The following is a 4,799-nucleotide window of genomic DNA, read 5'->3' on the forward strand; positions in this document are numbered from 1 at the left end:
CATGCGGGTCTCCGAACGGTCAGCGGGCCGCACCGAGTGCGGTCAGCGGGTCGGTGGTGAACAGGAAGCGCAGGGCGAAGGCCGCGCCGAGCAGACCGAGCAGGATCAGGGCCGCCGCGGGAAACAGAGTTGTCGATACGCTGAGTATGAAAGGCAGCGCGTCGCCCATGAATGTTGCTGCGGTTATGGTGATTCCGAGTCCGAGTGCGACACCTGCGGTCAGCACTATCGCCGCTTGGGCGAGAGCGTCGCGGACCAGTGCGCCGGATGTCGCGCCGAGCGCCTTCAAGGTCGCGATATCGGGCAGGCGCTGCACCGTCCACACGGTGAAGAATGCGCCGATCACCAGGGCCGAAATGGCGAACAACAACACCGTGATCAAGGTCAGCGAACCGTTTTCGGCTTGGTAGGAGCTCAGTGCCGACAGCGACCCGGAGACGCTGGTCGAGGTCGTGTGCGCAGATGCGTTGACGGAGGCCATATTCGGGATGCCGGATATCGCGAGCACTGTGGCGGCGCCGCCGCGCGGGCTCACCGATTGCCAGTCGGCGGGCGTCATCCAGACGACGGGGGTGTGGCTGTACCAGTCGTCGCCCTCGACTGCGGCCACCCGGAAGGTGCCCGCGCCGAGCGTGACGGTGTCACCGGCGATGGCATCGAGGGCCTTGGCCGCGCCGATGCTGAGCACGACGGTGCCCGAATCGGTTGCGACGCGGTTGCCGAATGCGGTTCCGGTAGTGCCGAACAGCGCGACCTGGGCGGGTTTGGTCGCACCCTGACCCGACACCGCGCTCTCCGCCCGGCTGATGCCGATCGGGTCAACGGAGCCCGCGGCCGCCCGCCAGGTCTCGACCTGCTGCTCGGTCAGTGCGGAGGTGTCGAAGGAGGGATCCGCGCCGTTATCGGCGAAGACGATGGCATCGGCGTGGATCGCCTCGATGGCCGAGATGTTCTGGTGCGCGAGTCCGGCGGTGAGACCGCTCAGGAAACTCACCAGCAGCGCCACCAGGGTGACGACCAGCGTGATGAGCAGAAAACGGCCGCGTGCGGCCCGCAGATCCCGGAGTGCGACGAACATGCCATCACCCTGCCGTGCGTCGGCACCCACGCCATCGCGCACACGGAGGAATGCGCCCCGATCGAAGGTTGGTCGGTGTTTTACGCCTTTCGGTGGATGCCGCCCGGATAGCCGCACATAAGCTGGCAACGTGCATTCGTCGCCGTTCACGCCTGTCTTCACCGCGCTGCGGTTGGGGCTGCATGTGCTGGTGACGACGCTGGCCGTGGTGGTCGCGATGCGTGCACTGCTGCCGGGCGCCGGACATCCGCTCGGCGTCGTCACGCTGACCGTGGCGTTCTTGGCCGTGTACTTCGCCGGTGCGCTGGTCGGCCGCCGCCCGGCGGGCATCCGCATCTGGTTGGCGGCGCTTACGGTGCTGTGGCTCGGCCTCGTGGTGCTCGCACCCGATGCCGGATACCTCGCGTTCGGCGTGTTCTTCCTCTACCTGCACCTGCTGCCACGGCCGTGGAGCCTGTTCGCGGTCGGTGCGGCCACGGTGGTTGCGGTGATCGGTTTCGGGGTGCATCGCGGCTGGTCGGTGGCGGGTGCGATCGGCCCGATCATCGGCGCGGCCGTCGCGGTGGGGATCGGGCTCGGCTACGAGGCGCTGTTCCGCGAATCCGCCGAACGCCAGCGCCTGATCGACGAATTGCTCAGTACCCGAGCGACTCTCGCGGAACAGGAGCGCACCGCGGGCAAATTGGCCGAGCGCGAACGGCTGGCGCAGGAAATCCACGACACCGTCGCGCAGGGGTTGAGCAGCATCCAGCTGCTGCTGCACGCTGCCGAGCAGTCGGCACCGGATCATCCTGCGCTGCAACAGATTCGGCTGGCCCGCGAGACGGCTGCCGAAAATCTGGCCGAAACCCGAAGGCTGATAGCGGAATTGACCCCCGCCGCCCTGGAGGGGCAGAGCCTCGCGCAGGCGCTCGAGCGCATTTGTCAACGCGCCGAGGCTCCGGGACTGCTCACCCAGATGGTCGTCGAGGGCACCCCGGAGCGTCTGCCGATGCCCGTCGAGGCGGCACTGGTTCGGATCGCGCAGGGGGCGGTCTCGAACGTGGTGCGCCACGCGGGCGCGAGCCGGATGCGATTGACCCTGACCTACGCCGATACCGATGTGTACCTCGACGTGGTCGACGACGGCATGGGCATCGATCCCGCTGTGCTCGATCGCGCCCCGACGGGCACCTTCGGGTTGGCCGCTATGCGCAGTCGCGTCGAACAGCAGGGCGGCACAATGGCGGTCGAGTCGGAGCCCGGCCACACCGCCGTCACCGTCTCGTTTCCGCTGGAGCCCGCCCTCGCGGAATCCGCCTCGGGCACAGCCGATTCGGGCTTGCCCGCAACTGATTCGGGCCTATCCGCAGCGGAAACGAGCCTTGCGAAATCCGCGCCCGTGCCGAACGACCCCGACCTGCCCGCAGTGGCACAGCGTGCAACGGAACCCGAGACTGCGCAGGACGAAACCGGCACGCCCGCAGCGGCGCATACTGCGCCGGAATCCGGGCATGCGCCGAGCGAGCCCAGCACGCCCGCAACGGGCGTGCCAAACGCAACGGACCAGGAGCACAGCAAATGATCCGCCTCCTCTTGGCCGACGACCACGCCATCGTGCGCGCGGGTCTGCGCGCACTACTGGAGAGCAATCCCGACATCACCGTCGTGGGCGACGCGCCGACCGCCGAGGCCACCGTGGCCTTCTGCACCACCACCCCGGTCGATCTGGTGCTGATGGATCTCAGCTTCGGCCCGGGCCGCTCCGGCGTCGACGCGACCGCCGAGTTGCGTGCGCTCGCACAGCCGCCCAATGTCCTGGTCGTCACCAACTACGACACCGACGCCGATATCCTGAGCGCCATCGAGGCCGGGGCCTGCGGCTACATCCTCAAGGACACCCCGCCGGTGGAACTGCTCGCGGCGGTGCGGTCGGCGGCCGCGGGGGAGAGCGTGCTGTCGCCCGCGGTGGCCTCCAAACTGATGATCCGCGTTCGCCGCGCCGACACCACTCTGAGCCCGCGCGAAATCGAGGTGCTGCGGCTGGTGGCCGACGGCAGTTCGAACCGGGAGATCGCCAAGGAGCTCTTCCTCAGCGAAACCACCGTCAAATCCCACCTCGTGCACATCTACGCCAAGCTCGGCGTCCGCTCGCGCACCTCCGCCGTCGCACGCGCCCGCGAACAAGGCGCCATCTGAACAGCCACAGGCAGTATTGCGGCCCGTCGGCGCGGTCGGCGCGCGATATGGACCTAGGGTTGAGGAATGGCCTCACTTTCGGATCCCGCGGTGCGCGAATTCCTCTCTCATGGCACGCGAACCGCAAAGGTCGCACTGGTGGGCGCCGACGGACGCCCGATCGTGACCCCGGTGTGGTTCGTCCTCGAGGGCGACGAGCTGGTCTTCAATACCGGCAAGGTCACGGCCAAGGGCAAGGCCTTCGCCCGCGATCCACGCATCGCGGTGGTGGTCGACCTCGAGGAAGCGCCGTATTCGTCCATTCAGATCCAGGGCACGGTGACCCTGTCCGAGGATCCCGACGAACTCCTGCGCACCGCCACCGAGATCGGCGGCCGCTATATGGGCGCGGATCGGGCCGAGGAATTCGGCAAGCGCAACGGCGTCCCGGGGGAACTGGTGGTCCGGGTGCGCCCGTCCAAGGTGATCGCCCACTTCGACGCGACGGCCTAGCCCTACACTCACCGGCATGACCGTGCATTTCATCGGGGCCGGGCCGGGCGCCGCGGACCTGCTGACCGTCCGCGCGGTCGAACTGCTGCGCGCCGCCCCGGTCTGCCTCTACGCGGGCACCTACCTGGACCCCGAGGTGCTCGCGCACTGCGCCCCCGATACCGAACTGATCGATACTCAGCACCTGGACATCGACCAGATCACCGAGCACCTGGTGCGCGCGCACCGCTCCGGTAAGGATGTCGCCCGCCTGTGCTCGGGCGACCCCTCCATATATTCGGCCCTCACCGAACAAACCCGCCGCCTCGACGCCGCGGACGTGCCGTGGGACATCACCCCCGGCGTCCCCGCCTATGCCGCCGCGGCCGCCCTGCTCGGCACCGAGTTGACCGTCCCCGAAGTGGTCCAATCGGTGGTCCTCACCCGCACCCAGGCCCGTTCCACCGCCATGCCCGAGTCCGAGGCCCTCGCGGACTTCGCCCGGACGCAGGCCACGCTCGTGCTGCACCTGGCCATCACCCGAATCCGCCCGCTGGCAGCCGAGCTGGTCTCCGCCTACGGCGCCGACTGCCCGGCCGCCGTGGTCTACCGAGCCAGCCAACCCGGCCAACTGGTCCTGCGCGGCACCCTCACCGATATCGCCGACCAGGTCGAATCCGCGGGTCTGCGTCAAGCCGCCGTCATCCTCGTCGGCCGCGCCCTCACCCCGAATCTGTCCTGTACCCAGTCCCATCTCTACGACCCGGCCCGCTCCCGACACCGACCTTCGCAAGCAGTGTGAGATCGGTGACAGTCACCCAGCAAACTTGCGATGATCCCCCTGCCTGGGCTGATGTTTCCCGGCTATGAGAGCTGATTGGTCGGCTGGCGAGGGCGACGGTAGATTGTTTCGGTGATCTGCAATGAACTTCCCGGCGGAGCCGGTCGGTGGGTGGCGGGCATGGTCGCGCCCATGTAACAAGCTCGGCCTGACGGGCAGATAGTGCCAATGAACATTTTTGCTTGATTGATGAGAACTGAACGCGGGAACACAGGCGCCACGCTGGTATAG

Annotated in this window: 4 protein-coding genes and 1 pseudogene; 4 read left to right on the forward strand and 1 reads right to left on the reverse strand. The window is 68.0% G+C overall.

The features are described 5' to 3' along the window. Nucleotides 1–19: 19 nt before the first annotated feature. A complete protein-coding gene (locus ACQPZ2_RS06465; RefSeq protein ID WP_433524721.1) occupies nt 20–1,078 on the reverse strand; it encodes an ABC transporter permease in 1,059 nt (352 codons plus the stop codon). Nucleotides 1,079–1,208: 130 nt separating this feature from the next. Between ACQPZ2_RS06465 and ACQPZ2_RS06470 the strand changes: the two are divergent. The 4 genes and pseudogenes from ACQPZ2_RS06470 to cobM form a co-directional block, all read left to right on the forward strand. Continuing rightward, a pseudogene (locus ACQPZ2_RS06470) lies at nt 1,209–2,357 on the forward strand (sensor histidine kinase); the annotation flags it as partial. Between the two features lie 281 nt (nt 2,358–2,638). Further along, nucleotides 2,639–3,256: a LuxR C-terminal-related transcriptional regulator gene (locus ACQPZ2_RS06475; protein WP_433524722.1), complete on the forward strand. Its 618-nt coding sequence runs from the start codon at nt 2,639–2,641 to the stop codon at nt 3,254–3,256. 66 nt (nt 3,257–3,322) lie between these two features. Next, entirely contained in the window at nt 3,323–3,748 is a 426-nt protein-coding gene (locus ACQPZ2_RS06480) for a PPOX class F420-dependent oxidoreductase (protein ID WP_433524723.1), read from the forward strand. Nucleotides 3,749–3,764: 16 nt separating this feature from the next. Then, nucleotides 3,765–4,529: a precorrin-4 C(11)-methyltransferase gene (gene cobM, locus ACQPZ2_RS06485; protein WP_433524724.1), complete on the forward strand. Its 765-nt coding sequence runs from the start codon at nt 3,765–3,767 to the stop codon at nt 4,527–4,529. Nucleotides 4,530–4,799 lie beyond the last annotated feature (270 nt).

The organism is Nocardia pseudovaccinii (assembly GCF_050942345.1).
Taxonomy (GTDB): Bacteria; Actinomycetota; Actinomycetes; order Mycobacteriales; family Mycobacteriaceae; genus Nocardia; species Nocardia pseudovaccinii.

Bases quoted from the DNA above. Each gene is read 5' to 3' on its own strand.
- cobM (WP_433524724.1), top strand. From the start codon at position 3,765: ATGACCGTGCATTTCATCGGGGCCGGGCCGGGCGCCGCGGACCTGCTG.
- ACQPZ2_RS06480 (WP_433524723.1), top strand. From the start codon at position 3,323: ATGGCCTCACTTTCGGATCCCGCGGTGCGCGAATTCCTCTCTCATGGC.
- ACQPZ2_RS06475 (WP_433524722.1), top strand. From the start codon at position 2,639: ATGATCCGCCTCCTCTTGGCCGACGACCACGCCATCGTGCGCGCGGGT.
- ACQPZ2_RS06465 (WP_433524721.1), bottom strand. From the start codon at position 1,078: ATGTTCGTCGCACTCCGGGATCTGCGGGCCGCACGCGGCCGTTTTCTG.